The organism is Streptomyces sp. SAS_270, assembly GCF_052543295.1.
This window is the reverse complement of record NZ_JBMNDS010000022.1, coordinates 91,050-117,657: the sequence shown is the minus strand read 5'-3', so window position 1 is coordinate 117,657 and position 26,608 is coordinate 91,050. Positions and strand designations below refer to the sequence as shown.

Sequence of the window (26,608 nt, the reverse complement as noted above, 5' to 3'; positions counted from 1 at the left end):
GCTCGGCCGGCTGACCCCCGTCGAATTCGAGATCGTCATGACCACACCGGCCCCCCAGGCCGCGTGATCGAACCTGTCACCCGAACCTGCATCAGACCCACATGGCGTACGAGTGGAACTGGGGCGGCAGCAAGCTGAGTTCCGGCGCGCTCGTCGACCAGGCCGTCTCCAAGGACCTGAGCACCGCTTTCGCCGACTACCAGGCCTCCCTCAAGATCCGCGCGAAGGGCTTCGGCACCCTCACGGCGCGCAACCTCGACGACTACCTGCTGCGGACCTACCTCCAGCCGTCGGCCACGATCTACCTCAAGTCCCTTTCGGACGCCGACCGTTCGACCTACCTGGCGAGCAACACGTTCATCACCTGGTCCGGCGGCAAGGCGACGTTCACGTGGGCCGACTTCCTCACCCACGTCGGGGCACGGAAGAAGGACACGCCCGCGTTCGACGCCTTCGACCTCTCCGCGGGCGAGAACAACGAGTTCGGCACCGGCACCACCCAGAACCGTCACTTCACGCTGTACAGCCTGCGGCACGAGAGCGGAAACAGCGCACGCCTGGACAGCGATCTGCCCGAGAAGCTCCACCTGATGAACCCGATGCCCTTCATCAAGCAGCACAACCCCGGTCGCTCCAAGCACTGGTGGATCCGTGTCGGCACCAAGGACAGCGACACCTCGCTCTCGGTCGTCGGCAACCTCGCCGCGAGCCTGGAGCAGCTGGGCGACGACGTCGACACCCGCTACTACTGGGACGAGGGCCACGGGTCGAACATCGACGCCGCGGACTTCATCACCTGGATCGGCAAGGTGACGGGCTACAGCAAGTAGCCCCACCGCCACAGCACTTCGCACCCATGGACGCGGTGTCCGTCCCGTCATACCGGACATCGCAGGCCGCGGCGCCGAGCCCCTCCCGTCTCAGTCAGCGCGGGCTCGGTTCCGCGGCCTACACCTGTGGTGCGATGGCGGGCCGGAGCGGCCGCTGCGCCGATGGCCGACACGTGCGGCCCGGCGCGCTCCGGTCCTACGCGCTCGCCCGAGGGTGAGGATGGTCGTCATGACCGACAAACTCACCGTGAGCGTCCTGGGCACCGGCATCATGGGGGCCGCGATGGCCCGTAACCTCGCCCGTGCGGGACACACCGTCCGGGCATGGAACCGCACTCGCTCCAAGGCCGAACCGCTGACCGCCGACGGCGTACAGGTCGCGGACACCCCCGCCGAGGCCGTGCGGGGCGCCGACGTCGTCCTCACCGTGCTTCACGACGGCGCCGCCGCCCTGGAGGCGATGCGCCAGGCCACCCCCGCCCTGCGCCCCGGCAGCGCCTGGGTGCAGTCGACGACGGCCGGGATCGAGGCGCTCGGCATGCTGGCCCGCTTCGCCCGTGACCACGAACTGGCCTTCTTCGACGCCCCCGTGCTCGGCACCCGGCAGCCTGCCGAGGCCGGGCAACTGGTCGTGCTGGCGGCAGGGCCCAGCCGGGACCGCGACGCCGTGACGCCCGTCTTCGACGCCGTCGGCGCCCGCACGGTGTGGACCGGCGAGGACGGAGCACAGGGCAGCGCCACCCGCCTCAAGCTGGTGGCCAACAGCTGGGTCCTGACCGTCACGCACGGCGCAGCGGAAGCGCTGGCGCTCGCCGAGGGCCTCGGCGTGGACCCGCAGGGCTTCTTCGACATCATCGACGGCGGCCCGCTCGACATGGGCTATCTGCGCGCCAAGGCCGGGCTGATCCTCGACGGCCGCCTGACTCCGCCGAGTTTCGCGGTGACCACCGCCGAGAAGGACGCCCGTCTGATCGTCGAGGCGGGGGAGCGGCACGGCGTCCGCCTCGACGTGGCCGCGGCCGGCGCCGAACGCTTCCGCCGCGCCGCGGCCCAGGGCCACGGCGGGGAGGACATGGCCGCCTCCTACTTCGCCAGCTTCGACGAGCCCGAGGGGTCCTGAGCGTCGCCGCACCCGTGCGACGACCAGGCAGGTCAACATGGAGAACAAAATTGTTGACAATCCTGTTGGCCTAGATTTAGGTTCGACAGGCACTCACTCAGGGAGGGCGCAATGCCGAAGGAAGCCCGTCCAGGCACCGGAGAGCAGGCCAAGCAGCACGCGCTCGCGCAGCTGCGGCAGGCGATTCTGCGCGGGGACATGGCACCGGCGCAGCGGCTGGTGGAGAACGAACTCGCCGAGCAGTTCGGTGTGACACGGGCCAGCGTCCGGGCGGCGTTGATCGAGCTGGAGTCGGAAGGGCTGGTCGAGCGGATCCTTAACCGCGGTTCGCGGGTGCGGGTGGTGACCGTCGAGGAAGCGGTGGCCATCACCGAGTGCCGCATGGTCCTCGAAGGCCTGTGTTCGGCCAAGGCGGCCGTCTCGGCCAGTGACGAGCAGCTGACCGAGCTGGTCGACCTGGGCGCGGCGATGTCCAAGGCCGTCGCCGACGGCGAGCCCTTGACGTACTCCGATCTCAATCACGAACTGCACTCCCGGATCCGGGAGTTCTCCGGCCAGGCCGTGGCCGTGGAACTGCTGGAGCGGCTCAACGCCCAACTGGTGCGTCACCGGTTCCAGCTCGCGCTGAGACCAGGGCGTCCCCAGCAGTCCCTGAGCGAACACCTGGCCATGATCGAAGCGATCACGGCCCGGGACCCGCAGGCGGCCGAAGAGGCCGTCCGCGCCCACCTCGGCAGCGTGATCGAAGCGCTGCGCGACTGACAGGTCGCAGGCGGGCGCGCACCTGTCCAACGCGGCGCGTGAGCCGAGGGGGCAGGCCTGTGTCGAGCGCGCGAACGCGCGGCGGCCCGAAGGGCTGAGCACCGTGGCGCGCTCGACACAGGCTCTGGCTCCCCGGAGGCGAATCGCGCCCCAAAAACGGAGAGTTCAGCAATGACGCATGGCAACGCGCCCGCCAACCCACGCTCGACACTCGTCGTCACCGCACACGCCGGGGACTTCGTGTGGCGGGCCGGGGGAGCCATCGCCCTGGCGGCCTCCCGAGGCGAGAAGGTTACGATCGCCTGCCTGACCTTCGGCGAGCGCGGCGAGTCCGCCAAGGCCTGGCGCGAGGGCAGGAAACTGGAAGAGATCAAGGCGATACGCCGCGACGAGGCCGAACGGGCCGCAGCCACTCTCGGCGCCGAGGTCCGCTTCTACGACGCCGGCGACTACCCGCTGGTCGCCACCGCAGAGCTGACCGACCGGCTCGTCGAGGTGTACCGGGCGACCCAGCCCGACGTCGTCCTCACGCACCCCACCGAGGACCCGTACAACGGCGACCACCCGGCCGCCAACCGCATGGCGCTGGAGGCGCGCGTGCTGGCCCAGGCCATCGGCTACCCGGGCCCCGGCGAGATCATCGGCGCCCCGCCCGTCTTCTACTTCGAGCCGCACCAGCCGGAGATGAGCGGCTTCAGGCCCGAGGTGCTGCTCGACATCACCGAGGTCTGGGAGACCAAGCGCAAGGCCATGGAGTGCCTCGGCGCCCAGCAGCACCTGTGGGACTACTACACCGACCTCGCCGTCCGCCGCGGTGTCCAGCTCAAGCGCAACGCGGGCCCGAACCTGGGCCTCGCGCACAAGGCCATGGCCGAGGCGTACATGCGCCCCTACCCGCAGATCGCGAAGGAGCTGGCATGAGCGGCGTCATCGTCACCCACCCGCCGAAGGCCGACGCGAAGGACGTCGAGGCACTGGCCGCCTTCGGCGTGGCCACCGTCAGCGAGGCGCTGGGCCGCACCGGACTGCTCGGCCCGGAGATCCGCCCGATCCAGCAGGGCGTACGGGTCGCGGGCACCGCGGTCACCGTGCTCAGCTGGCCCGGCGACAACCTCATGATCCACGCGGCCGTCGAGCAGTGCGGTGAGGGCGACATCCTGGTCGTCACCACCACCTCCCCGTCCACCGACGGCATGTTCGGCGAGCTGTTCGCCACCGCGCTCCAGCGGCGCGGAGTACGCGGCGTGGTGACCAACGCCGGTATCCGTGACACCCAGGAGCTGCGCGACATGGGCTTCGCCGCGTGGTCGCGGGCCGTCTCCTCGCAGGGCACCGTGAAGGCCACCGGCGGCTCGGTCAACGTGCCGATCGCCATCGACGGCCGGCTGATCCGCCCCGGTGACGTGATCCTCGCCGACGACGACGGCGTGGTCGTCGTACCGCGCGAGCGCGCCCGAGAGACCGCCGAGGCGTCCGAGGCCCGCGAGGCCAAGGAGGCCAAGTCGCGTGCCGCCTTCCTCCAGGGCGAACTGGGCCTGGACCGCTACGGCCTGCGCGACACCCTCAAGCGGCTGGGCGTGGAGTACCGGACGTACGAGGAGTACACCCGCGAGGGAGCGGGGTCGTGACCGGCGGGCCCGGGGAACTGCGCTGCATGCTGTTGCGCGGGGGCACCTCCAAGGGCGCCTACTTCCTCGCCGAGGACCTGCCCGCCGACCCGGCCGCCCGCGACGACCTGCTGCTGCGCGTCATGGGCAGTCCGGACGACCGGCAGATCGACGGCCTGGGCGGTGCTCACCCGCTCACGAGCAAGGTGGCAGTGGTCTCGCTCTCCGCCGACCCGCAGGCCGACGTCGACTACCTCTTCCTCCAAGTCGCCGTCGACCGGCCCGAGGTGAGTGACCGTCAGAACTGCGGGAACATCCTCGCCGGCGTCGGCCCGTTCGCCGTCGAGCGCGGAATCGTTCCGGCGGGGGAGGAGCGCACCTCCGTACGCATCCGGATGGTGAACACCGGGGACTTCGCCACCGCGACCTTCCCCACTCCGGGAGGCCGGGTGGACTACACGGGGGATGCCGAGATCTCCGGTGTGCCGGGTACGGGCGCCCCCGTGGTGATCGAGTTCCCGGCCGGCACCGGTGCGCTGCTGCCCACCGGCAACGCCCGTGACGAGGTCGACGGCGTCCCGGTGACCTGTGTGGACAACGGCATGCCGACCGTGCTCATCGCGGCCGCCTCCCTCAAGGTCACCGGTTACGAGAAACCGAAGGACCTGGAGGGGGACCTCGCACTCGCCGACCGGCTGCACGGGATCCGGCTCCGCGCGGGCCGCCTCATGGGCCTCGGCGACGTGTCGGATACCACCGTGCCCAAGCTGACCCTGCTCGCCGCTCCCCGCGAAGGGGGCGCGGTCACCACCCGCACCTTCATTCCCGTGCGCTGTCACACCTCGATCGGTGTGCTCGGCGCGGCGAGTGTGGCCGCCGGTCTGCGCGTCCGGGGCGGCGTCGGTGCGGAACTCGCGGAACTGCCCGCTCGGGGTGACCGCATGCGCATCGAACATCCCACGGGATTCATAGACATCGAAAGTAGCCTCGGCGCCACTCCCGAAGGCCTGCCCGCCGCGCGCCGCACTGCCGTGGTCCGCACGGCGCGCAAGCTCTTCGACGGCACCGTGTTCCCCAGGTCCGCCGAGACGGCACCGATCCCCGCACAACACCCAGGAGGCCACTGATGACTCCGCCGCTCGGTGACATCGCCCATATCGGCCACGCCCAGCTCTTCACCCCGGACCTGGACGCCAGCGTCGCCTTCTTCACCGACTACCTCGGCCTCACGGTCAACTGCCAGGTGGGCGACAGCGTCCACCTGAGGACCTTCGACGACTACGAGCACCACAGCCTGGTGCTCACCGCACGCGACACACCGGGCCTTGGCCGGCTCGCGCTGCGCACCTCCAGCGAGGAGGCCCTTCAGCGCCGGGTCAGGGCGGCCGAGGAGGCGGGCCGCCCCGGTCACTGGGCCGAGGACGAGCCCGGTATCGGCAAGCTGTACGTGACCACCGACCCGGACGGCCACGAACACGCCCTGTACTGGGAGAGCGAGTATTACGAGGCTCCCGGGGAACTGCGGCCCGCGCTGAAGAACCAGCCACAGGCCAAGCCCAACCGGGGCGTCGGTGTGCGCCGCCTGGACCACATCAACTTCCTCGCCGCCGATGTCCTGGCCAACGCCGAGTTCCAGCAGGATGTGCTGGGCGCCCGGCCGACCGAGCAGATCCGGCTCGACACGGGGAAGATCGCGGCACGCTGGCTGACGTACACGAACAAGTCGTACGACGTCGTCTACACCTCGGACTGGACGGGCTCCACCGGCCGCCTGCACCACATCGCCTTCGCGACCGACACCCGCGAGGACATCCTGCGCGCCGCCGACCTCGCCATCGACAGCGGCGTGTTCATCGAGACGGGCCCGCACAAGCACGCCATCCAGCAGACGTTCTTCCTCTACGTCTACGAGCCGGGCGGCAACCGCATCGAGCTGTGCAACCCGCTCACGCGGCTGGTGCTGGCCCCCGACTGGCCGCTGATCACCTGGACCGAGGAAGAGCGCAGGAAGGGGCAGGCCTGGGGCCTGCAGACGATCAAGTCCTTCCACACGCACGGCACCCCGCCCGTCGACTGAAACGAGCCATACCCGGGGTGGGCGGCACACGTCTGTGTGCCGCCCACCCCTGTTCCACCTGCGGATTCGGCCCGAATCCGGCGTCGTGGTGGGGGTGTCTTGACTGTTGCTGAGATTGTTGACAAAAGCGTTGACACTTAATGCCGCTGGTCCTTAGCGTCAGGCGCATCACCGGGCCGGTCGCACGAGCCGCGACGGCCCTTCTCCCTCATCTCCCCTCCAGGGACATGCCTCCCGGACGAGAGGACACAACGATGTCTCCCTCCCCCGCTCCCACGCGCGGCGCCAGACTGGCCGTGCTGGTCGTCGGCCTGTGCTGGCTGGTCGTCCTGTTCGACGGCCTCGACATGTTCATCTACGGCTCCGTGCTGCCGCACATGCTGGAGACCAAGGCGCTGGGCATCACCCCCGGCAAGGCCGGCGACGTCGGCTCCTGGGCCACGTTCGGCATGCTGATCGGCGCCCTGTCCTCCGGCACCGTCAGCGACTGGGTCGGCCGCAAGAAGACGATCATCGTCTCCACCGCGGTCTTCTCCCTGGCCTCCGCCGTCTGCGCCTCCGCCGCCACCCTGGACATGTTCAGCCTCGGCCGATTCCTCGCCGGACTCGGCCTCGGCGGGCTGCTGCCCAGCGCGATCACCCTGGTCACCGAGTACGCTCCGCGCGGCCGCGGCGCCCTGATCGTCGGCTCTCTGATGACCGCCCACCAGGCCGGCGGCATCGTCGCCGGCTTCGTGGCGCTCGGTACCGGCGACTGGCGCGTCTCCTTCTGGATCTGCGTGATCCCGCTCTTCGTCGGCGTCCCGCTGGCCGCCAAGTACCTGCCCGAGTCGATGGCCTTCCTGCAGGCCAAGGGCCGCGCCACCGAGGCGTTGGCCCTCGCCGACCGCTACGGCGTCGAACTGGCCGGCAAGGACGAGGAGCGCCCGGCCGCCGCCGAGCGCTGGAGTGCGCTGACTGCCCTCTTCCGCGGCGGCCTGTGGGTGCAGACCCTGCTCTTCTGGCTGGCGTCCTTCGGCGGCCTGCTGCTGGTCTACGGCGTCTCCCAGTGGCTGCCGTCGCTGATGAAGGCCAACGGCTACAACACCGGCTCCTCGATCGGCTTCGTCATCGTCATCAACCTCGGCGGCATCGTCGGCATGCTGGTCGGCGGCCGGCTCACCGACAGGTTCGGCGGCTCGCGCATCGCCGCGATCTGGTTCGGCGTCACCGCCGTCGGCATCTACACGCTCAGCGCCCACATGTCGCTGGCCCTCACCTACGCCGTGGTCTTCCTCACCGGCCTGTTCCTCTTCAGCGCCCAGGCGATGATCTACGCCACGGTGGCCGCTCGGTCCAACGCCGAGAACCGCGCCACCGCCGTGGGCTGGACCTCCGGCATGGGCCGCTTCGGCGCCGTCTTCGGCCCCTGGCTCGGCGGCCAGCTGCTCGCCACCGGCTCGACCACCGCGGGCTTCACGGCCTTCGCCATTGCAGGCGTCTTCTCGATGGTGCTCGTCAGCCTCACCGGCCTGCGCAGTCTGCCCCAGCCCCAGCAGAGCAGCACGCCGCAGCTCACCACCACCGGCTGATGTCCCGGCGGTGACTGCGGGCTGCCTCTCGCCGAGCGCGGGAGGTGCTCCACCGGACCGCGCTCCGGGCGCCACGGCCGACGACGCCGGGCGCCCGGAGCGGTCTCCTTCCTGCCGGGCCGGCCTGGCGCCGGGCAGCGGTGAAGCGCGGGCGCCAGGGGCGACCCCATGGACACGCCCGCCGCCGCACCGGAAGGATGGCGTATGCACACAGCGCCGGGTCGACCGGTCGCCGAGACCGCCCCACGCCGTCACCGAGCCGCCCGGAGGCCGCCCGCATGAGCACCCGTCCACTGCCTGTCGCCGAGCCGGCCGAGCAAGGTGTCGACGCCTCGGGCGTGCACGCCTTCCTCGACGCCGTCGAGACCGCGTCGGACATCGAACCGCACAGCCTGATGATCATGCGGCACGGGCGTCTGGTGGCCTCCGGCTGGTGGGCGCCGTACGCCCCCGAGCGCCTCCACCTCCTCTACTCGCTCAGCAAGAGCTTCACGTCCACTGCCGCCGGATTCGCCGTCGACGAGGGCCTGATACGTCTCGACGACCCCGTGATCTCGTACTTCCCCGAGTTCGAGGCCGACATCACCGACCCGCGCAGCCGGGCCATGCTGGTGCGGCACGTCGCGTCCATGGCCAGCGGTCACCTCGCCGAGACCCATGAGCGGGCGTTCCGCCGCGACCGCGAGGAACCCGTCCGCGGCTTCCTGCTGACCCCGCCCGACCAGGACCCCGGCAGCGTCTTCGCGTACAACCAGCCCGCCACGTACACCCTCGCCGCGATCGTCCAGCGGGTGACCGGCCAGTCGCTGACGGAGTACCTGCGGCCCCGGCTGTTCGACCCATTGGGCATTGGCGACGTCGCCTGGGTGGAGCGTCCGGCCGGCCGCGAGATCGGCTTCAGCGGACTGCACGCCGCCACGGACGCGGTAGCCCGGCTCGGCCAGTTCTATCTGCAGAACGGCGCCTGGGAGGGCCGGCAGCTCCTGTCCCGCGAGTGGATCGAGGAGGCCACGCGCGTCCATGTCGCCAACGACGACGGTACGGCCGAGGGGGCACTCTCCGACTGGCAGCAGGGGTACGCGTTCCAGTTCTGGAAGTCCCGGCACGGATACCGCGGCGACGGAGCCTACGGACAGCTCTGCCTCGTCCTGCCCGACCACGACGCGGTGATCGCGATGACCGCGGCCACCGGCCAGATGCAGGAGCTGCTCGACCTGGTCTGGCAGCACCTGCTGCCCGCGTTGGGGGACACGCCGCAGCCCGGCGGTCAGGACGCGGCACTGCGCGCACGCCTCGCCCGGCTCGCCCTGCCGCCGGTCGCCGCGGCGACCGCGCCTCCTGAGCGCGCCGACGCCTGGGCGGGCGCCGAGTTCGCCCCCGCGGGCGGTGTCTGCGCGGACCAGCGCTCCCTGACGGGCGTTGCGGTCACGGCGGACGACGCCGGCTGGTACGTGTCGCTCGCCGAGGGCGACACGCGATGCGACCTGCGGCTGGGAGTGCCCGGCTGGACGACCGGCGCGACACCGGCCCCCACCGCCGTGAGCGGCGGATGGACCGACCCCGACACCCTCCAGGCCGACGTACTGTTCCTGGAAACCCCGCACCGCCTGACCGTGACGTGCTCCCTCCCGCACCGCACGTTCACGGCCCGCTGGCACACCACACCCCTGCACGGCGGCCCACTGAGCTCGGTGCGGGCCCCGCTGCGCGACACAGCGCAACCGCCGCCGACGACCGCGCGGACCACCGTCTGAGAGTCCCCGCACGAAGGGACGCGCCGCGCTCAGACAGGCGGCGCGCTCGGAGCGACAGGGATGAGCAGGGCGGTGACGTTGTCCGGACCGCCCGCGCCCAGGGCGAGTTCGACGAGCGACCGCGCCTCCTCCAACAGGCCTCCGCTCCCGGATAGCGCCGGTCGGCGCCGGGCGAGCACCGCGCGCAACCCGTCGGCCTCGGGCCGATGCCGCCACAGCCCGTCCGTGCACAGCAGCATCCGGCCCGCCACCGCGGGCCGGTAGCTGCGTGCGCCGCCTGCTCCAAATGGTGCGCCGTTCCTAACCGCTGGGACAACGCCATGGCGGTCGAGGTGCTCTCGCGGCTCGCGCACAACGCCATCGTCCACGCCCAGCCCGACGGCGAGGCGAAGGCGGAGATGGCCGCCTGAGAACCGATGCGACTGTTGCCCGACGACTGGGACTACTGGTACCGGACCGGCTTCCCCACCAGGGTCAGCCACAACCGCTGGTCATGTACCGATGGACCTGTTGCAGGTGTGCCAGTGCTGGACATGTAGGGGCAGACGCCAGGGAAGGAAGTCATGCCCATCGATACCGAGGCCCAGTTCACTGACGTGTACCGGGCTCACTACGAGGACGTGCGGCGGTTCGTGCGCCGTCGTGCCGACCCGATGACCGTCGACGACATAGTGGGAGAGACGTTTCTCGCCGCCTGGCGCCGCAGACGCGAGCTGCCCGATGACCCGCGGCCATGGCTGTTCGGTGCGGCCCGCAAGCTCATGCTCAACGCGCAGCGCGGCCGCCGCCGGCAGTCCGCCCTCGTGGTACAGATCCAGCGGGCCGCCGCGGCCGACGGTCACGAGCCCATGGCCGACGCGACGATCCAGGTGGACAGCCGGATCGACCTCGTCGCCGCCTGGCGGTCGCTCGCCCCGGCCGACCAGGAAGTCCTCGCGCTGAACGTCTGGGAACAACTCGACGCCCGGGACGCCGCGAAGGTTCTTGGTTGCACCCGCGCCGCCTACGCCATGCGCCTGACCCGCGCCAAGCGACGTCTCGCCGGTCGTCTCGACCCCGCCGTCCCGGTATCGCCAGCCCTCATCCTGACGCACTGACAGGAGCCCTTCATGGACAACGACCTCCTCTCCCGTCTCGCCGAACTCGACGCCGCACCGCCGGGAGACCCCTCCGCCGCAGACCGGGAGCGCGAGGAACGGCTGCTGCGGACGGTTCTGAGCGACACCGAGCAGCCCTGCCGGTCGGCCGTCGCCGCGTTCCACCGCCCCCTCGTGCGGCGCGTGGCGTTCACTCTGGCCGGCGCCGTGGCTGCGTGCGCCGCGCTGGTGACCGTGACGAGCGGCTCGCCTGCCCCGCCCGCCCGGAGCAGCCCGAGTGGCTCCGGACCGCTGTCCTCGGCGGAAGTGGCCACCTGGACCAGCACGGCCGGCAGTCTGGATGAAGCTGCTTACAGGAAGCGTTCGTCCGCGATCTCGTGGTGCATCAGGGCAACGAAGAAGGCCTCCGGGGAAGGTGGCCCTGGCGGGATCAGCAACGCTGACGTGCGCGGAAGTGTCGTCTCCATGATCGTCACGTACTACGACCATCCGGTGTACTGCCTCACCGGTTCGCACGGCACCGGCATTGCGTCGGCCATCGATCCGGTCGCCGAGGTTCCGCCGGACGGCATCACGCTGGACACGCAAGGTGACCGCGGCAGTGGTTCAGCCCAAGTCCGCTACGTGGTCGGTTCGATGGGCCGCGACGTGAAGAAGATCACCGTGCGTGATCACGGACACACCGTCCACGCCACAGTGGAGATGATCCGAGGCTCCCTGCCGTATGGCCGGTGGACCGCCTGGTGGCCGGACAGCAAACCCAACAGCCCGCTGACCGGCACCCTCACCCTCACCTTCACCGACGGCAGGACCCGGACCATCGACGCGGCCTCACTGACGACGTAGCAACTCTGTGGCCGTCTCCAGCCGGCAACGGATCTGCTGCGACGTCCGCCGATGGGCACACTGCGCGGATGGACGGTGACGGTTCCTGGGCGCTGCAGGAGACAGCTCTGCGGCATGTGGCGGCCCTGTCGGTCGGGGGCTCACTCGATCGGAGCCGAACGGCCGGTGGGCAGGTGCGGCCCTGCGGGGGATGCTGGGTGGGAACCGGCTCACCGGGCTCGGCGTGATCGAGATCGCGCACGGCGTCCGACCGCATGTCCCTCACCGTCAACCGACCAGAACGGGGGAGAGATGGAACACCCGACGGAACACCCTGCCCAGATCGCCGAGCGTCGCAGGCTGGCCGAGGCCGACGAGTCCGGGGTGCCCTGGCGCCGCTGGGGCCCGTATCTGAGCGAGCGTCAATGGGGCACCGTCCGAGAGGACTACAGCCGCGACGGTGAAGCCTGGTCGTACTTCACCCACGACCAGGCCCGCTCCCGCGCCTACCGCTGGGGCGAGGACGGCATCGCCGGGATCAGCGACGACAAGCAGCGGCTCTGCTTCGCCCTCGCCCTGTGGAACGGGCGCGACCCGATCCTCAAGGAGCGCATGTTCGGCCTGACCAACACCGAGGGCAACCACGGCGAGGACGTCAAGGAGTACTACTTCTACCTCGACAGCACGCCCACCCACTCCTACATGAAGTTCCTCTACAAGTACCCGCAGGGCGAATTCCCCTACGGCGAACTGGTGGCCGCCAACCACGCCCGCAACCGCCGCGATCCCGAGTTCGAGCTGCTCGACACCGGCGTCTTCGACGAGGACCGCTACTTCGACGTGTTCGTCGAGTACGCGAAGGCAGGCCCCGAGGACCTGCTGATCGAGATCACCGCGCACAACCGGGGCGCCGAGGAGGCCACGCTCCACCTGCTGCCCACGCTCTGGTTCCGGCATACGTGGTCATGGGCGGGCGGCACAGCCGTACCCGGCCTGCGGGAGGCACCGGGCGCGATCCGCGCCGATCATGACGAACTGGGCACCCGCCGACTGTACTTCGCCACCGATACACCCACCATCTTCACCGAGAACGACACCAACAACGAGCGGATCTTCGGCACTCGCAACGCCGGCCCCTACGTCAAGGACGGCATCGACCGGTGCGTCGTCCACGGCGACACCACGGCCGTCAACCCCGACGGCACCGGCACCAAGGCGGCCGTCCACCACGTGCTGAGCATCCCCGGCGGTGACAGCGCCACGATCCGACTGCGTCTGACCGACACCGAACTCGCCGACCCCTGGCAGGAGTTCGGCCAGCTGCTCGACTCGCGACGCGCCGAGGCCGACACCTTCTACGACGACGTCACACCGGACGGCACGAGCGAGGACGAACAGCGTCTGGTCCGCCAGGCGCTGGCCGGCATGCTCTGGAGCAAGCAGTACTACCACTACGACATCGAACGCTGGCTGGCCGAACACGGCGTCGACCCGCTCGGCTGCGACCCCTCCGTCCGCAACAGCGCCTGGTACCACATGGTCAACGACGAGATCATGTCGATGCCGGACACCTGGGAGTACCCGTGGTTCGCGGCCTGGGACCTCGCCTTCCACTCCGTAGCCCTGTCCCTGGTCGACATCGCCTTCGCCAAATCCCAGCTGGACCTGCTGCTGCGCCGCCGGTACCTGCATCCCAACGGCCAGATCCCCGCGTACGAATGGAACTTCGGCGACGTCAACCCGCCGGTGCACGCCTGGGCCATCCTCTTCGTCTACGAACTGGAGAAGCACCGCACGGGCCGCGGCGACCGGGCCTTCCTGGAGAACTCCTTCCAGAAGCTGATGAAGAACTTCACCTGGTGGCTCAACCGCAAGGACACCGACGGCAACAACCTCTTCCAGGGTGGCTTCCTCGGCCTCGACAACATCGGCGTCTTCAACCGCAGTGCCGAACTGCCCACCGGAGGGCAACTCGACCAGGCCGACGGCACCGCATGGATGGCCCTGTACTGCCAGAACCTTCTGGAGATCGCCGTCGAACTGGCCGCCGACAACCCCGTCTACGTGGAACACGCGCAGACCCTGTTCGAGCACTTCGCGTGGATCGCGGTGGCCATGAACCGCATCGGCAAGGACAACGAAAGCCTGTGGGACGAGGAGGACGGCTTCTTCTACGACGTCCTGCGGCTGCCCGACGGCAGCACCACCCGGCTCAAGGTGCGCTCCCTGGTCGGTCTGATCCCCCTCGCCGCGACCAGCGTGGTCGGCAGCCGGCTCGACCGCCGCTTCCCCGAACTGCTCGCCGGAGCACGGGAGTTCATCGAACGGCACCCCGCGGTCGAAGCCCTCGTGCACTCCCGGGACGCCCAGGGCTCCGGCGCCGACGGACGGCACCTGTTCGCCCTGTTCGGCGAGGACAGGCTGCGCCGCATCCTGGCCCGCATGCTCGACGAGGACGAGTTCCTCGGCCCGCACGGCATCCGCTCGCTCTCCCGCCACCATGCCGCCCACCCGTACACCTTCCACCTGCACGGACAGACGTACGGCGTCGGCTATCTGCCCGCCGAGTCCGATTCGGACATGTTCGGCGGCAACTCCAACTGGCGCGGCCCGGTGTGGTTCCCGGTCAACATCCTCCTGATCCGTGCCCTGTTGAACCTCCACGCATTCCACGGCGACGCCTTCACCGTGGAATGCCCGACCGGCTCCGGACAGCAGCTGAACCTGTACGAGGTCGCCCACGAGATCTCCGACCGGCTCACCTCGACCTTTCTGCGCGGCGGCGACGGACACCGCCCCGTGCACGGCACCCGGCCCCAGTTCGCCAAGGACCCGCACTGGCAGGACCTGCTCCTGTTCTACGAGTACTTCCACGGCGACACGGGCGCCGGACTCGGCGCCGCCCACCAGACCGGCTGGACCGGCCTGGCCGCGGTCACCGCGACCCTCTTCCGCGTCGTCGGCGCGGGCGACTGGGGCGCCCTGCGCGAGGAGTCCCTGTCATGACGGCGATCCTCGAAATCAACACCATGGTCTGGCTGGGCGAGTTGAGCACCCGCTACGGGCGCCGCGTCACCCTCGGCGAGGTACCCGGCGAGGTCTGGGACGAGATTGCCCTGCCGGGCATCGACGCCGTGTGGCTGATGGGCGTCTGGCAACGCAGCCCCGCCGGACTGGCCGTCGCCCTGCGCGACGAAGCCCTCCTCGCGTCGCTCCGCCAGGCCCTGCCCGACCTCACCCCGGCCGACATCGCCGGATCCCCGTACTGCGTCCGCGACTACGTCGTCGACGAGAGCTTCGGCGGCCCGCAGGGGCTCGCCGAGGCGCGCGCCCAACTCGCCGCCCGCGGCGCCCGGTTGATCCTCGACTACGTCCCCAACCACGTCGCCCCCGACCACCCCTGGCTCACCGACCGGCCCGCCGGCCTGATCCAGGGCACCGCCGACGACCTCGCCCGGGCGCCCAGGGACTTCCACGAGGTGTCCGGCCGGATCTTCGCCTGCGGCCGCGACCCGTTCTTCCCGCCCTGGCGGGACGTGATCCAGGTGAACGCCTTCAGTGACGAACTGCGGGCCGCGGCGGTGGACACCCTGGTGGCGATCGGCGACCAGGCGGACGGCGTGCGCTGCGACATGGCGATGCTGCTGATGAACGACGTGTTCGCCAAGACCTGGGGGGAGCGGGCGGGCCCGATCCCTGACGAGGACTTCTGGCCGTACGTCATCCCGCGTGTCCGCGCACGCCACCCCGACCTCCTCTTCATCGCGGAGGCCTATTGGGATCTCGAAGCGGCGCTCCAGCAGGAGGGCTTCGACCACTGCTACGACAAGCGGCTCTACGACCGTCTGCTCCACGAGAACGCCCAGTCCGTGCGCGCACACCTGCGGGCCGACCTCTCCTATCAGCGCGGACTCGTGCGCTTCCTGGAGAACCACGACGAACCCCGCGCCGCCGCCGTAATGCCGGCCGGGCGGGAGCGCGCGGCGGCCGTGGCCGTGGCCACCCTGCCCGGCGTGACGCTCTGGCACGAGGGCCAGTTCGAAGGCCGCCGGGTACGGCCACCGGTGTTCCTCACCCGTCGCCCGGAGGAACCGGTCGACGAGCCGCTGCGCGACTTCCACCACCGCCTGATCGCGACCGGCGCCGCCGTACGGGAGGGCGACTGGAGGCTGCTGACGTGCACGGGCTGGCCCGACAACGACACGCACCGCAACCTGCTCGCCTGGAGCTGGACCACCGCCGAAACCCGCCACCTGATCGTCGTGAACTACTCCGACCTCCCCGCCCAGGGCCAGGTACCGCTGCCGTGGGCCGACCTCGGAGGCCGCCCCTGCCGGTTCACCGATCTGCTCACCGCGGACACCTACGACAGGGAGGGCGACGGACTCCTCGACCCGGGCCTGTTCGTGGCGCTGGACGCGTGGCACTGTCACGTGCTGGCCCTGGAGGGCTGAAGGCACTGATGATCGCCGTACCTTCTGCCGTGAAAAGGCGCAGACTGGAGAGAGGACGAGAACAAGGAACGAGCCGCCCGGCCGCTGGGTGCAGCGGTAGCGGCGCCGGACCACCGGCCTGACGCTCTGCCGCCCGCCTCGGCCCATGGCCGTGGGTTCGCGAGGAGTGAGAACGATGTCACAAGCGGCGGTGACGATCCCTGCGTGGCATGTCGCAGGCGACTGGTTCGACGTATGCAAGTGCGACATTCCCTGCCCCTGCTCATTCGCTCAGCCGCCGACCACCGGGGAGTGCGAGGGCATCCTGGTGTGGCACATACGCGAGGGCAATTACGGCGACGTACGACTGGACGGTTTGAACCTGGTGATGGTCGCCTCGTTCGTCGGCAACATCTGGGCGGAGCACTCGGACGCGTACGCGGCGCTGATCCTGGACGAGCGCGCCGACGACCGGCAGCGCGAAGCCATACAGATGATCTTTGGTGGTCAGGCCGGGAGCTGGCCTGCGGAGATGATGAGCATGGCCGCCATGGAGGTGCGGGGCATGGAGTTCGCGCCCATCGAGGTCGAGATCGACGAGGACCGGGCTGCCTGGCGGGCCACGGTTCCGGGGCTGGTCGAGGCCCGCGCCGAGGCGTTGAGCGGCCCGACCTCCCCCGAGGGTGTCAGGGTGCAGTCGACCGGCCTGCCTGGCTGCGAGACCGGACCCGGAGGGCTCGCGACATGGGGGCGCGCCACCACCGACCGGGCCGACGCCTTCGGCTTCTCCTGGAATCGCTCCGGCCAGTCCAGCAAGACGATCACCTTCGACTGGTCCGGGCCTGACTGACTCGTTCGGTGCGTGAGTGAACCGCACGCGTCACATGCCGCCCATCGAGGGCATCGACCCCTGCAGTCCAGGCAGCAGCCAGTCCTGGAACGGTGCCAGCACTGCCAGGACCAGGAATGCGACGCCCACGACCCGTGCGAGCAGCGGACCCCAGGACCACAGCTTCTCCACGAAGATCACCGCGGCCAGTCCGGCCATCGCCGCCACGTTCATCATGCCGAGCGGGATCAGGACGACCATCAGGCCGGCGCAGCAGCCGACGCAGTACGCACCGTGGTGGACGCCCACCCTCAGATCGCGTGCAGGCCTCGGGAAACCGGCGTAGTGCACCAGGTGACTCAGCGGGTTGCGGCAGTGCCGAAGGCAGACGTACTTGAGCGGACCGAGCTGATACAGGCCCGCGAGCAGGAACGCCGCGAAACCGAACCAGCGTCCGGCGGTCGGATGGTCGTCGACGAGCCCGCCGGTGAAGGCCAGAGCCGCGTATGCGAGCACTCCGAACGCGGTCCACACCAGCAGGTATCCGCCCACGAATTCAGCGGTGCGCGCGGCCCGGGCCCACCCGGAGGACTGTCGGCCGATCCCGCGCACCCAGGTGATGGCCACCGGCGCCATGGACGGCAGCATCATCGCCGCCATCATCGTCACCCAGAGCAGCAGGAACAGCGGCAGCGCCATTCCCATTGTGCCGGGCTCGATCCCCATGTCCTGGGCCTGCCCTATGGTGAGCGCCCACGCGGGTACCGCGATCAGGACGACCAGGAGCCAGGCGGCCGCGAGATCCCGTTTCGGCAGCAACCCTCCGCCGGCTCCGGTCGGTGCGGCCGACCGGGCGGGTGCGAGGGAGGAGAGTCGAGTGTGTCGCATCGGAGTGGGCTCCTGGGGACTCTTCCAGGAGACCACTTCATCGTGCGCTGTGCACCTTTGCGCGGCGCTTCCGAGATTGGGCCCCAGCGGCGCAGCGGCTGCTTCCGAGGGAACAGTCCTCGACTGGGGATGTCGACGTCCATGGGCAGTCGCAAAGTGGTTGAATTGAGGATCAGTTGTTTGTATCGAAGACGTAGTCCGAGTATCCGAGGAGCCCCCATGGAGCGTTTGGACCTGGCAGCGATCGAGGCGGAACGCGAGCGGCTGAGGAAGGAGTACCTGGCCCCCGAACGGCCGGCCAGCTCGGCCCGCGGAGTGCACCACGTGGCGCTGCTCTCCGCGGACGTGGAGCGGACCGTGCGGTTCTACCAGGGCGTCCTGGAGTTCCCTCTCACCGAGATGATCGACAACCGCGACTACAAGGGCTCCACCCACTTCTTCTTCGATGTCGGCAACGGCAACCTGCTGGCCTTCTTCGACTTCCCCGGCCTCGACGTCGGCCCCTACGCCGAGGTGCTCGGCGGACTGCACCACCTGGCCATCTCGGTCGACCCCACGACCTGGGAACGGCTGCGCGACCGGCTCGCCGACGCCGGGGTCGACTACCAGGAGGAGAGCGGCACTTCGCTCTACTTCCGCGACCCGGACGGCGCCCGCGTCGAACTCCTCGCCGAACTCCTCGGCGAGATGTACGGCCACTCGGTGCGCTGAAACCCGGGCTGCGGCTCATCCGTCCGCGCACACCGATGAGTTCTGGCGCGCACACCAGTCCTACCCCCGTCACCGCGCTCGCGGACGACGCCCGATGGCGGAAGGACGACCGGCCATGGCCACACACCACACCCTCGACGTTCCCGGTGCACGACTGCACTACGAGATCCGCGGCTCGGGCCCGCTCCTGCTGGTGACGGGCGCGCCGATGGCCGCTGTCCACTTCGCCCCGCTGGCCGACGCGCTCGCGCGCCACCACACCGTCGTCACCCACGACCCGCGGGGCATCTCGGGCAGCCCTGTCGACGATCCCGAACAGGACTCCACCCCCGAACTGAGGGCGAACGACCTCGTCGCCCTCCTCGACGCCCTCGGCGCCGACTCCGCCGACGTCTTCGGCAGCAGTGGCGGGGCGGTCACCGGACTCGCACTGGTCGCACAGCACCCCAAGCGGGTCCGGACGCTGGTCGCGCACGAGCCGCCCGTGCTGGAACTGCTCCCCGACGCCGCCGAACGGCGGGCCGTGACCGACGACATCGTGGAGGCCTTCCACAAGGAAGGCATCGGCGCTGCCTGGATGAAGTTCATGACCGCCTCCGGACTGGTCGGTGGCGGCGACGGCGCGCCGACCGCGTTGCCGGGAGATCTGTCCGAGCAGGATCTCGCCGACAGCGCCCGCTTCTTCGCCCACGAACTCCGGGGCACCACACGTCATGTGCCCGACGTGAGCGCCCTGAAGGCCGGTCCGACCCGTGTCGTCATCGGCATCGGAGCTGCCTCGGGCCACCTGGTCACCTACCGGACCTCCGTGGCACTGGCCGAACGGCTCGGCACGCCGCCGGTCGAGTTCCCCGGCGACCATGGCGGATTCCTCGGACGGACCGAGGAGTTCGCCGAAGTGCTGCGCAGGACGCTCGCCGACGGGGGAGCGGGCGAACCCTCCGCCGGATGAACGTCCCACGGGGTGTCAGCGCAGCGTCTCCGCCCAGTTCGCGGGGACGCGCCCCGCGGGCCCGGGCGTGGGCTGGTCGGCGGGATGGCTGACCGGGGGAGCGAGGTCGGGACCGGACTCGTACAGCTCGGAGGTGTCGAAGTTCCAGAACCAGCTCTCGCCGGGCTCGAAACTGCGGATGACCGGATGCCCGGTGGACTGCGCGTGCGCGGTGGCGTGCTTCGAGGGCGAGTCGTCGCAGCAGCCGATGTGACCGCACTGGGCGCAGCGCCGCAGATGGAACCACCATCCGCCCGCCGCGTCGCACTCGACGCATCCCGTACCGCTCGGCGGGACGGCCGGGTCGATTCCGGTGGGCTCGGTCATGACGGCTCCTCGGGTGTGTCGGGGTCCGTGGCGGTCAGGGGAAGACGTACTTGGAAGCGGGTGTCGCCGGGCACGCACCGGACGTCGAGGCTGCCGTGATGCTTGTTGACGACGATGCGCCAGGAGATGTCCAGGCCAAGCCCGGTGCCCTCGCCCACCGGCTTGGTGGTGAAGAAGGGATCGAAGATACGGCCGCGGATGTCCTCCGGAACGCCGGGGCCCGTATCCCCGAACTCGACGAGGAGACGGTCGTGGTCGAGTGACGTGCGTACCGTCAGCGTGCCGTCCCCGTCCATGCCGTTCATCGCCGCGACCGCGTTGTCGACCAGGTTCGTCCACACCTGGTTGAGCTCACCCGGGTAGGCCGGGATCCTCGGCAGCGTGCGGTCGTACTCTTTGACGACGGTGACGCGGGAGCCGATCTTCGAGGACAGCATCAGCAGGGTGCTGTCGAGGAGTTCGTGCACGTCGCACACCTGGTACGGGGCCCGGTCGAGCTGGGAGTACTGCTTGGCCGCGTCGACGAGATGGGTGATGCGGGTGGTGGAGTCCTCGATCTCGTTCATGAGGAGCTCGGTCTCGACGGTGTAGTTCAGCCACCCGATGGCATTCGGGAGGATCTCCTCGTCCACGGCCGCCGCGACCTGGTCCAGCCAGTCGATGTCGAGACCGGCCTGCACGAAGGTGGGCGCCACCCGCCAGCCCTCCGCGATGCCGTGGTCGTCGAGCCAGTCGGCGAGGGCGTCCTCCCGGTCGGAGGCTTCGAGCGGGCTCAGGGCGGTTGCCTTGGCGACCCGTTCGGCCGTGCGTTCCTGGATCTCGATGAGACCGGCGAGGGCCTCACGGGAGAACGGGCCCCCGGCGATGATGCCGAGCTTGTGCCGCATCTTCCCGACCCGCTCGCGCAGCGTGGAGGTGGCGCGCACCGCCGCGGCGGCCGGATTGTTGAGCTCGTGGGTCAGACCGGCCGACAGCGAGCCGAGGGCCAGCAGCCGCTCACGCTGTCCGATCGCCTGCTGGGTGGTCTTCGAACCGAAGAAGAGACCCTCCAAGAGGTGGACGGCCATCGGGAACCAGTCCTGCATGATCGCGGCGAAGGTCTCGGCGGGCAGGACGAAGAACCGCGACGGCTCGGTGACCCGCAGCGAGCTGCTGTAGAACTGCTGCACCCGGTCGCCCAGATAGGCCTGCATGGCCCCGGAGTACACCCCGCGATTCGATGTGCGGTTGATCTCCACGTCGTCGTTGCCGACCCGGCGCGAGAGCAGGAGCGTGCCTTCGAGGAGGACGAAGAAGCAGGTGGCAGGGTCACCTTCCGCGTACACGGGACCCGGCTCGAACTTCTCCACGCGGCCTTCGCGGCACAGCCGGTCGAACTGCTCCGCGTCGAGCTTCTCGAACAGGAACAGCGTGCTCAGCTCGGCCACGCTGCACGGCATCGGCTGCCCGCTCACGACTGCTCCAGGTAACGGTGGACGAGCATCACGGCCATGGCTCCCTCTCCGACGGCGGAAGCGACCCGCTTCGCGGACTCCGAGCGCGCGTCCCCGGCCACGAACACGCCGGGCACGCTGGTCTCCAGGTGGTAGGGCGGCCTCTCCAGCTCCCAGCCCGCCGGCGGCTGGCCGTCGGCGGTCATGTCGGGCCCGGCCATGATGAATCCGCGCGCGTCACGCAGCACGGTCCCCTCCAGCCAGTCGGTCAGCGGAGCCGCCCCGATGAACACGAACAGCCACTGCGCGTCGACGAGTTCGGTGTGGCCGCTCGCCACGTCGCGCAGGGTGAGCTGCTCCAGGTGGTCCGACCCGTGCGCGGACTCGACCACCGTGCCGGCGCGGACGCTGATGTTGGGCGCGTCGTTGATCTGCTGGATCAGATAGTGCGACATGGACGCCTCCAGCGACGAGCCGCGCACCAGGAGGGTGACCGACTTGGCGCCCCGGGCCAGGTACATGGCCGCCTGTCCCGCCGAGTTGGCGCCGCCCACGATGTACACGTCGTGGCCCTGGCAGGAGGCCGCTTCGGTCAGCGCCGAGCCGTAGAACACGCCGCAGCCGGTCAGCTCGGACAGGCCGGGGGCCTCCAGCTGCCGATAGGACACGCCGGTCGCCAGGATCACGGAGTGCGCGGCGATCGCCGAGCCGTCCGAGAAGCGGACGGTACGCGCCGCCCCCGTGACCTCCAGCCCGGTCACCTCCCGCGCGGTCAGGATCTCCGCGCCGAACTTCGCCGCCTGGCGTCGCGCCCGGTCGGTGAGCTGTCCTCCGGACACGCCGTCGGGGAAGCCGAGGTAGTTCTCGATCCGTGAACTCTGCCCCGCCTGGCCGCCGGTCGCCGACCGCTCCACCAGCACGGTCCGCAGCCCCTCCGACGCGCCGTACACGGCCGCGCCGAGCCCGGCGGGACCGCCGCCGATGACCACGAGGTCGTAGAACTCCGCCGTCGGCGTGGTCGCCAGACCCACGTGCGCCGCGAGTTCCGGGTCCTCGGGCTCCACCAGCGGCGTCCCGTCCGGCGTCACCACCAGCGGGAGCCGCTCGCCGTCCTGGCCGGCGGCGGCAAGCAGGCGCCGGCCCTCCGGTGTGTCGGACGAGTACCAGCGGTACGGCACCTGGTTGCGGGCCAGGAACTCCCGTACGTCCGAGGAGCGCGCCGACCAGCGGTGCCCGACCACCTTGCAGGCGGGCACGGGCCGGTAGTCGCTGGTCCGCCAGGCGTCCAGGAGATCGTCCAGGACCGGGTAGAGCTTCTCCTCCGGCGGATCCCAGGGCTTGAGCAGGTAGTGGTCCAGATCGATCACGTTGATCGCGTCGATCGCCGCGTTCGTGTCCGCGTAGGCGGTCAGCAGCACCCGCCGCGCACCCGGGAAAACGTCGAGTGCCTGTTCGAGGAACTCGATGCCGTTCATCTGCGGCATCCGGTAGTCGGCGAGGATCACCGCCACCTGGTCGCCGCGCAGCTTCAGCTCCCGCAGCGCGTCGAGCGCGGACTCCCCGGACTCCGCGCGCACGATCCGGTACGACTCGCCGTACCGGCGCCGCAGGTCGCGGGCGACGGCGCGCGAGACTCCGGGATCGTCATCGACCGTCAGAATGACGGTCCGCGCTGGACTGGCGGCCTGTGTCATACGTCTCCCACCCCGAGCAGGTCAGTGGCACCCCGGCGTCACGTGCAGCACGGTGCGCCGCTCGGCCGTACCTGCCCAATCGTATGTATGAACGGTCACCTCTGCTCAGAAACCGTGTTCCCCCCGGTCACACCGGGTGCGTCCGTCCGCGGCGGCAGGGTCTCCCGGACGCGGGGAAGGATGTTGTCGACGTAGTCCTCGACGGCCGTGTCGAGCCCGATGTCGTGCTGGGCGCGCTCGGACAGGTACCAGCGGTGTTCGAGCAGCTCGTGATAGATCTCCGCCGGGTCCATGGAGCCGCGCAGCTCCAGCGGTACGGCGCGCACGGTCGGCCGGAAGACGTCGCGCACCCAGCGGTGGGCGAGGACCTCCGGGCGGGCGGCGAGGGGGTCGCCGGGCGCGTAGTCGTCCTGGGTCGCCATCCAGCTCTCCAGGTCGTTGAGGAGGCGGCGGGCCTGGTTCTCCTCGGCGTCGAGTCCGGTCAGCCGCAGCAGTTGGCGCTGGTGGTGACCGGCGTCCACGACCTTGGGAACGAAGGTGACCGTGTCGCCGTTGGAGGAGTGCGCGATCTGCATCTCGGCGACGTCGAAGCCGAGGTCGTTGAGCCGCCGGATGCGGCGGTCGATGTAGTGGTGCTTGCCCGCCGGATACACCGAGGTGCGGGTCAGCTCCTGCCACAGCCCCTGGTAGCGCGCGCAGATCTCCATGCCGAACTCGATCGGGTCCACGGAGGGGTGCAGCGCCCCGGACGCTTCAAGGTCCAGCAGCTCGCCGCTGATGTTGACCCGGGCCAGATCGAGGTCGTACTCCCGCTGTCCGTTGCTCAGCCGGGGATGCAGATCCCCGGTCTCGGCGTCCACGAGGTAGGCCGCGTAGGCCCCGGCGTCCCGTCGGAAGAGCGTGTTGGACAGCGAACAGTCGCCCCAGGCGAATCCCGCCAGATGCAGTCGGACGAGCAGGACCGCCAGCGCGTCCATCAGCCGGTGCATGGTGGCCGGCCGCATCGTCGTCTCGAACATCGCCCGGTAGGGCATGGAGCCGCCCAGGTGGCGGGTGATCAGTACGGGTTCCAGGGGCGCGCCGTCGTCGTCCGTGCGGCCGGTGACGACGGCGAGGGGGTCCACCGCCGGAATCCCCAGCCGGTCCAGGCTGCGCAGCAGCTCGTACTCGCGCACCGCCGGCCGCTCGGCGAGCTCCTTGACGGCCACCACCTCGTCCCCGGCGCGCGCGTAGCGCACGACGTGGCGCGATATGCCGCGCGGCAGCGGGACGAGGTATCGCTCCGGCCACTCTTCCAGGGGCAGCTGCCAGGGCAGTTCTAGCAGGAGCGCGGGGTGCTCCGGGTTGGTGGCGCTGATCTGCAATGCCATGAACGGGCTGACCTCACCTCAGGATGGACCGTGAACGTGCACAAGCATCTATGAAGGTGCCGGGAGGTGAAAGACACGTCGTGCGTTGCCTGAGAGGAACAGCTCGCTGGTCTCTTCGTCGAGGCGGAGATCGGAGAGGTGCTCCAGGGCCCGGGCAGGCGTGATCATGGGGTAGTTGGAGCCGAAGAGAACCTTGCGGCGGCCCCGGCCGCGCAGGTAGTCGACCAGCTCGGGCGGGTAGCGGCGGGCGGTGTAGGCGCTCGTGTCGATGTACACGCCCGGGTGCTTGTCGGCCACCGCGATCATCTCCGTGGTCCACGGGTAGCCGATGTGACCGCAGACGATGGTCAGTTCCGGGAAGTCGATCGCGACCTGGTCGATGTACGGGATCGGTCGGCCGGTCTCCGAGGGGCGCATCGGCCCGGTGTGGCCGACCTGCGTGCAGAACGGGATGCCGAGGTCGACGCAGGCCGCGTACAACGGGTAGTACAGCCGGTCGGTGGGCGGCAGCTGCCACAGCCACGGCACGATCCGCAGCGCGACGAAGCCCAGCTCCTCTACGGCCCGGCGCAGTTCGCGTACGGCGGCGACCGGCCTGGTCAGGTCCGCGCCGGCGACACCACGCAGCCGCCCATCGGACCGGCCGACGAACTCGGCGACCTCGTCGTTGCTGATCAGCGGACCCTGCGGCCCGTACCAGGCGCTGGAGAGCCCGGTCTCCACGTCGGCGGCGGCCAGTGCGGAGACCGTGGCCTTGACCGGAAGCGGCTCCTTCAGCAGCTCCATTCCCGTCCAGCGACGCAGCGACTCGAACATCTCGTGGTTGGAGTGGCGGAGGGTGGGGTGCTGCATCCACGCGTCGACGACCGGCATGATCTCTTGCCTTCCCTCCGGCTGTCGCCCGGCGGACGACAACGGCTAAGCGTGCGCTTACCGAGACCGTAGAGGGCCTTCGGCCGCGTGGCTAGGAGGGTGCCCCGCCGTCTGGCCGGGCGGTGACCGCGTCGACCAGCGCCGCCAGCGCGGAGGCAAGGCGGCCGAGCCCGGGGCCGGCCGGGCCGCCCGGCTCGCTCATGTACGTGTCCCGCCGGATCTCCACCATCAACGCGGTGACCTGCGGCTCCTTGCCGTAGAACTCCAGGGGGACATACGCGCCGGAGAACGGGCTGTCGATCCCCGCGTCGCCTGTGCGCGCGAACGCCGCCCGTGCCTGGGCGAGCAGCTCGGGCGGCGTGTGGAAGGTGTCGGTGCCCAGGCAGACCGGCGGTCGGGGGCCGTCGCCGTGCAGTTCGTAGGGCAGCCGGGCCGTCGGATACGAGTGGACGTCGATGACCACGGCCCGCCCGGTGACGGCCAGCCGGTCGGCGACCGCATCCGTCATCGCCTGCGCGTACGGGTGGAAGTACCGCTCGATCAGCGGGCGGGGGTCGAAGCCCGCGGGCCTCAGCGGGGCGCGGTGCGTGGTCTGCGTGTAGACCGCGCCCATTCCGACGGACAGCATCTCCTCCCGTTCGTCGGGGAAGCGCTCGGGATCGATCACAAGCCGCGACATCCGGTTGACGAATCGCCACGGGGCGACCCCGGCCGCCTTTGCCGCTGCCTCGGCGAGCTCGATGGTGTGCGCGTCGGTGATGTGGTCCAACTCGCGTGCCAGCGCGCCGTCCTCGAGCAGGATGTCGTCGCGTACGGGTGCCGGGATCGTCCGGGCGGAGTGCGGCACGTGCAGGATCACGGGCGAAGCGTCGGCGCCGGGGAGCAGTTCGAAGGTCTTCGGGGCGGGATGCATGAGGGGAATCCTCTCCCGGCACGCATCCCGCCGTCGCTGCTTTCGATCACTCCTGCCGGCGCCGGCAGGAGCCTGGCTCACGCACAGGTGAGCTGGGGTGTCGCCCAGTCGGCATGGTCGTAGTCGGAGCCGTCACCGGAGTCCGTGACGCTGAGCCGGAGTTCGAGACCTCCGGTGAGATCGGCGGTGAGCGTCTTCGCCGCGTCGGCGCCGGTGATCCGGCCGCTGTCCGCGACGACCGTGTCGTTGCGCAGGATGCGGAAGACGACGGATCCGTTGCTGCCCCCGGCCTCGTCGTCCACACCGACGTTCACGGTCAGCCGGGAGCACGAACCGCCGAGGTAGTACGTGACGTCGCTCGCCGCGTGGGTGCCGAGCCCTTTGGCGTACGTGGTGCCGTTGATCGTGAGGGCGCGTCCGTCACCGGTGGCCCGCTCGCCGTTGCTGCTGTCGCGCTCGACCGGGCCCCAGCCGCCGGAGGCCGCGCTCCACGTCAGGTCGCT

23 protein-coding genes and 2 pseudogenes are annotated in these 26,608 nt (G+C 70.2%); 16 read left to right on the top strand and 9 right to left on the bottom strand.

Features of this window, described 5'->3' with window-relative positions:
- Positions 1 to 95: 95 nt before the first annotated feature.
- From ACN6LB_RS17640 to ACN6LB_RS17600, 9 genes and pseudogenes are all read left to right on the top strand, one after another.
- Positions 96 to 830 (top strand): annotated as a pseudogene (locus tag ACN6LB_RS17640) (subtype B tannase); the annotation flags it as partial.
- Between the two features lie 229 nt (positions 831 to 1,059).
- Positions 1,060 to 1,950, top strand: coding sequence for an NAD(P)-dependent oxidoreductase (locus ACN6LB_RS17635; protein WP_445026742.1), 891 nt, complete (start codon positions 1,060 to 1,062; stop codon positions 1,948 to 1,950).
- Between the two features lie 111 nt (positions 1,951 to 2,061).
- Positions 2,062 to 2,712 (top strand): GntR family transcriptional regulator, encoded by a 651-nt coding sequence (locus ACN6LB_RS17630; protein ID WP_445026741.1) that lies wholly within the window; start codon positions 2,062 to 2,064, stop codon positions 2,710 to 2,712.
- A 171-nt stretch (positions 2,713 to 2,883) separates the two neighbouring features.
- Positions 2,884 to 3,633, top strand: coding sequence for a PIG-L deacetylase family protein (locus ACN6LB_RS17625; RefSeq protein ID WP_445026740.1), 750 nt, complete (start codon positions 2,884 to 2,886; stop codon positions 3,631 to 3,633).
- On the top strand, positions 3,630 to 4,340 hold the full coding sequence (locus ACN6LB_RS17620) for a 4-carboxy-4-hydroxy-2-oxoadipate aldolase/oxaloacetate decarboxylase (RefSeq protein ID WP_445026739.1): 711 nt from the start codon (positions 3,630 to 3,632) through the stop codon (positions 4,338 to 4,340). The genes ACN6LB_RS17625 and ACN6LB_RS17620 overlap by 4 nt, the downstream gene beginning before the upstream one ends.
- Positions 4,341 to 4,366: 26 nt before the next feature.
- Entirely contained in the window at positions 4,367 to 5,446 is a 1,080-nt protein-coding gene (locus ACN6LB_RS17615; protein ID WP_445026749.1) for a 4-oxalomesaconate tautomerase, read from the top strand.
- Positions 5,446 to 6,396, top strand: a complete 951-nt coding sequence (locus tag ACN6LB_RS17610; protein WP_445026738.1) for a VOC family protein — start codon at positions 5,446 to 5,448, stop codon at positions 6,394 to 6,396. The genes ACN6LB_RS17615 and ACN6LB_RS17610 overlap by 1 nt, the downstream gene beginning before the upstream one ends.
- A 254-nt stretch (positions 6,397 to 6,650) precedes the next feature.
- The gene (locus tag ACN6LB_RS17605; protein WP_445026737.1) at positions 6,651 to 7,967 is read left to right on the top strand and encodes an MFS transporter; all 1,317 of its coding nucleotides are present in this window, start codon (positions 6,651 to 6,653) and stop codon (positions 7,965 to 7,967) included.
- A gap of 278 nt (positions 7,968 to 8,245) precedes the next feature.
- Positions 8,246 to 9,721 carry a serine hydrolase domain-containing protein gene (locus ACN6LB_RS17600; RefSeq protein WP_445026736.1) on the top strand — a complete coding sequence of 492 codons (1,476 nt, stop codon included), beginning with the start codon at positions 8,246 to 8,248 and terminating at the stop codon, positions 9,719 to 9,721.
- 29 nt (positions 9,722 to 9,750) lie between these two features.
- Here ACN6LB_RS17600 and ACN6LB_RS17595 read toward each other — a convergent pair whose 3' ends face one another.
- On the bottom strand, positions 9,751 to 9,972 hold the full coding sequence (locus tag ACN6LB_RS17595) for a hypothetical protein (RefSeq protein ID WP_445026735.1): 222 nt from the start codon (positions 9,970 to 9,972) through the stop codon (positions 9,751 to 9,753).
- A gap of 312 nt (positions 9,973 to 10,284) precedes the next feature.
- Here ACN6LB_RS17595 and ACN6LB_RS17590 point away from each other — a divergent pair, with 312 nt between their 5' ends.
- The 5 genes from ACN6LB_RS17590 to ACN6LB_RS17570 all read left to right on the top strand — a co-directional run bounded on the left by ACN6LB_RS17590 (position 10,285) and on the right by ACN6LB_RS17570 (position 16,926).
- Positions 10,285 to 10,818 (top strand): RNA polymerase sigma factor, encoded by a 534-nt coding sequence (locus ACN6LB_RS17590; protein WP_445026734.1) that lies wholly within the window; start codon positions 10,285 to 10,287, stop codon positions 10,816 to 10,818.
- Positions 10,819 to 10,830: 12 nt separating this feature from the next.
- Positions 10,831 to 11,664: a hypothetical protein gene (locus tag ACN6LB_RS17585; protein WP_445026733.1), complete on the top strand. Its 834-nt coding sequence runs from the start codon at positions 10,831 to 10,833 to the stop codon at positions 11,662 to 11,664.
- Between the two features lie 291 nt (positions 11,665 to 11,955).
- Positions 11,956 to 14,649, top strand: a complete 2,694-nt coding sequence (locus ACN6LB_RS17580) for an MGH1-like glycoside hydrolase domain-containing protein (RefSeq protein WP_445026732.1) — start codon at positions 11,956 to 11,958, stop codon at positions 14,647 to 14,649.
- Positions 14,646 to 16,097 carry an alpha-amylase gene (locus ACN6LB_RS17575; RefSeq protein ID WP_445026731.1) on the top strand — a complete coding sequence of 484 codons (1,452 nt, stop codon included), beginning with the start codon at positions 14,646 to 14,648 and terminating at the stop codon, positions 16,095 to 16,097. Before ACN6LB_RS17580 ends, ACN6LB_RS17575 begins: the two co-directional genes overlap by 4 nt.
- 175 nt (positions 16,098 to 16,272) lie before the next feature.
- On the top strand, positions 16,273 to 16,926 hold the full coding sequence (locus tag ACN6LB_RS17570) for a DUF1326 domain-containing protein (RefSeq protein WP_445026730.1): 654 nt from the start codon (positions 16,273 to 16,275) through the stop codon (positions 16,924 to 16,926).
- 30 nt (positions 16,927 to 16,956) lie between these two features.
- Here ACN6LB_RS17570 and ACN6LB_RS17565 read toward each other — a convergent pair whose 3' ends face one another.
- On the bottom strand, positions 16,957 to 17,793 hold the full coding sequence (locus ACN6LB_RS17565; RefSeq protein WP_445026729.1) for a DUF2182 domain-containing protein: 837 nt from the start codon (positions 17,791 to 17,793) through the stop codon (positions 16,957 to 16,959).
- A gap of 219 nt (positions 17,794 to 18,012) precedes the next feature.
- Here ACN6LB_RS17565 and ACN6LB_RS17560 point away from each other — a divergent pair, with 219 nt between their 5' ends.
- Together ACN6LB_RS17560 and ACN6LB_RS17555 are read left to right on the top strand one after the other, a co-directional pair.
- Complete coding sequence (locus ACN6LB_RS17560; protein ID WP_445026728.1) at positions 18,013 to 18,504, top strand: VOC family protein; 492 nt, start codon at positions 18,013 to 18,015, stop codon at positions 18,502 to 18,504.
- 115 nt (positions 18,505 to 18,619) lie between these two features.
- Complete coding sequence (locus tag ACN6LB_RS17555; protein WP_445026727.1) at positions 18,620 to 19,456, top strand: alpha/beta fold hydrolase; 837 nt, start codon at positions 18,620 to 18,622, stop codon at positions 19,454 to 19,456.
- 15 nt (positions 19,457 to 19,471) lie between these two features.
- Here ACN6LB_RS17555 and ACN6LB_RS17550 read toward each other — a convergent pair whose 3' ends face one another.
- From ACN6LB_RS17550 to ACN6LB_RS17520, 7 genes and pseudogenes are all read right to left on the bottom strand, one after another.
- Positions 19,472 to 19,822 carry a UBP-type zinc finger domain-containing protein gene (locus ACN6LB_RS17550; protein ID WP_445026726.1) on the bottom strand — a complete coding sequence of 117 codons (351 nt, stop codon included), beginning with the start codon at positions 19,820 to 19,822 and terminating at the stop codon, positions 19,472 to 19,474.
- The gene (locus ACN6LB_RS17545; protein ID WP_445026725.1) at positions 19,819 to 21,276 is read right to left on the bottom strand and encodes an ATP-binding protein; all 1,458 of its coding nucleotides are present in this window, start codon (positions 21,274 to 21,276) and stop codon (positions 19,819 to 19,821) included. Before ACN6LB_RS17545 ends, ACN6LB_RS17550 begins: the two co-directional genes overlap by 4 nt.
- Entirely contained in the window at positions 21,273 to 22,949 is a 1,677-nt protein-coding gene (locus ACN6LB_RS17540) for an NAD(P)/FAD-dependent oxidoreductase (RefSeq protein WP_356144864.1), read from the bottom strand. The genes ACN6LB_RS17545 and ACN6LB_RS17540 overlap by 4 nt, the downstream gene beginning before the upstream one ends.
- Before the next feature lie 95 nt (positions 22,950 to 23,044).
- Positions 23,045 to 24,319 (bottom strand): DUF4032 domain-containing protein, encoded by a 1,275-nt coding sequence (locus ACN6LB_RS17535; RefSeq protein WP_356144866.1) that lies wholly within the window; start codon positions 24,317 to 24,319, stop codon positions 23,045 to 23,047.
- Positions 24,320 to 24,367: 48 nt separating this feature from the next.
- On the bottom strand, positions 24,368 to 25,192 hold the full coding sequence (locus tag ACN6LB_RS17530; RefSeq protein WP_445026724.1) for an amidohydrolase family protein: 825 nt from the start codon (positions 25,190 to 25,192) through the stop codon (positions 24,368 to 24,370).
- Between the two features lie 91 nt (positions 25,193 to 25,283).
- Complete coding sequence (locus ACN6LB_RS17525; protein ID WP_445026723.1) at positions 25,284 to 26,105, bottom strand: N-formylglutamate amidohydrolase; 822 nt, start codon at positions 26,103 to 26,105, stop codon at positions 25,284 to 25,286.
- Positions 26,106 to 26,182: 77 nt separating this feature from the next.
- Positions 26,183 to 26,608 (bottom strand): annotated as a pseudogene (locus ACN6LB_RS17520) (NPCBM/NEW2 domain-containing protein); the annotation flags it as partial.